This is a genomic window from Phenylobacterium sp., assembly GCF_030697925.1.
Taxonomy (GTDB): Bacteria; Pseudomonadota; Alphaproteobacteria; order Caulobacterales; family Caulobacteraceae; genus Phenylobacterium.
Genome location: NZ_JAUYOJ010000204.1, coordinates 1 through 1,799, shown reverse-complemented (window position 1 = coordinate 1,799; position 1,799 = coordinate 1). Strand labels below are relative to the sequence as shown.

Below are 1,799 nucleotides of genomic sequence, written 5' to 3'. Positions count from 1 at the left end.
CGAAATAGATGCCGCCCAGCAGGCCCAGCTGGGTGTCGGTGATCTTCAGGTCGACTTTGATCGCCTGGCCGATGGTGGCGATGATCGTGCGGTCGATGAAGTTGAAGGTGTAGGCGACGACGAGGAGGCCGAGCACCGTGGTGCGGTAGCTCTCGGAGAAGACGGGCTTGGCGGAGGTGGTGGTGGCGGCGCCGGCCATGTGTGGTGTTTCCCCGAGGTGGTGTTCTTGTTGGCGGGGAGGTTAGGGGGGTGTGGCGGGGAGGGGAAGGGCCCTCATCGGCCAAATAGGTTGCTCAGTGAAGCTGAGAGAGTGGCAGCTTGGCGGCAGGACGAGACATAGGTTCTCACACTGGAAGCAGACGCTAGGCGTAACCATTGACGAAGCTCACGCTGCAGCTCGGAACCGCTCGAACCGGAGAGCCAATCGGTCTCGGTCCGGACAATCCTGGCTCCGCCTGGGGAGACGCAGCAGCCCCCCGTCTAGATGGGGTAACGGGCCGGCCCCTCGCGGGGTGGGTGGTCGTCCCTCAGACTGATGGTGTTTGCGGAGTCAGGGATTGGCCTGCTCCAAGCATCACTGGGGACGACCATGGAGCACTATGCCGGGATCGACGTATCGCTGGAAGCCTCGAGCGTCTGCGTTGTGGATGCGCACGGGGGGGTTGTTTGCGAGGGGAAGGTGGCCAGCGAGCCGGAGGCGCTGATCGCCTGGTTCGCGGGGCTGGGCCTGGAGCTGACGCGGATCGGGCTGGAGGCCGGGCCGCTGTCGCAGTGGCTGCACGCGGGGCTGCTGCAGGCGGGCTTTGCGGTGGAGCTCTTGGAGACCCGCCACGTGCGGGCGGCCTTCAAGACCATGCCGGTGAAGACCGACCGGAAGGATGCGCGGGGGATCGCCCAGCTGATGCGGCTGGGGTGGTTCCGGCCGGTGCATTGCAAGTCGCTGGCGGCGCAGGAGACCCGGGCGGTGCTGACCACGCGTCGGCTGCTACAGGCCAAGCTGCACGACGTGGAGATGAGCGTTCGCGGCGTGCTGCGGGGGTTCGGGCTGAAGGTGGGCGCGACCACGCCGAAGACCTTCGAGGGCCGGGTGCGCGAGCTGGCGGCAGGGCATCCGACGCTGGAGCTGGTCACCCAGGCCTTGCTGTCGGCCCGGGCGGCGCTGGCCGCTGAGTTCGCCGGCCTGGACCGGAAGGTCCGGGCGATGGCGCGGGCCGACCGCAGGGCGCGGCTCCTGATGACCACGCCGGGCGTGGGTTCGATCGTGGCCCTGACCTATACCGCGGCCATCGACGATCCCGCCCGCTTCCGATCCTCCAAGGGCGCCGGGGCGCACTTCGGGCTGACGCCGAAGAAGTACCAGTCCGGCGAGACCGACGTCACCGGCCGGATCTCCAAGATCGGCGACAAGCAGGTGCGCTGCGCCCTCTATGAGGCCGCCCACGTCATGCTGACCCGGCCCACCAAGGGCTCCAGGCTGAAGACCTGGGCGCTCGCGGTCGCCCGGCGCGCCGGGATGCGCAAAGCCAAGGTGGCGCTCGCCCGCCGGTTGGCCGTGGTGCTGCACCGGATGCTGGCGGACGCCGCCGCATTCGATCCCGACCTCGGCGGCCCCGTCGCCAAGGCCGCGTAAAGGGAAGGAGACGAGATCGAGGTTCTGGGAAGGGCCCAGGCCCCTCCTTTGAGCGAAGTCCCTCGCCGGGACGATGGACCAGGTCAGGCCGCGAAAGGGCAAGCGGCTCCAACCGCGCCTCCTAGATGGGCCGGCCTGGTTCTCATCCGATCCCATCAGGTGGCGGCCC

1 protein-coding gene and 1 pseudogene are annotated in these 1,799 nt (G+C 68.6%); one reads left to right on the top strand and one right to left on the bottom strand.

Annotated features, from left to right (window positions below; translation table 11 throughout):
* Positions 1 to 199, bottom strand: a pseudogene (locus tag Q8Q88_RS19920) (MFS transporter); the annotation flags it as partial.
* Between the two features lie 390 nt (positions 200 to 589).
* Between Q8Q88_RS19920 and Q8Q88_RS19915 the strand changes: the two are divergent.
* Positions 590 to 1,630, top strand: coding sequence for an IS110 family transposase (locus Q8Q88_RS19915; RefSeq protein ID WP_305676930.1), 1,041 nt, complete (start codon positions 590 to 592; stop codon positions 1,628 to 1,630).
* The last annotated feature ends 169 nt before the right edge of the window (positions 1,631 to 1,799 follow it).

What these genes read in the sequence shown, in the direction of transcription:
- Q8Q88_RS19915 (WP_305676930.1), top strand. Translation starts at nt 590, where the DNA reads ATGGAGCACTATGCCGGGATCGACGTATCGCTGGAAGCCTCGAGCGTC.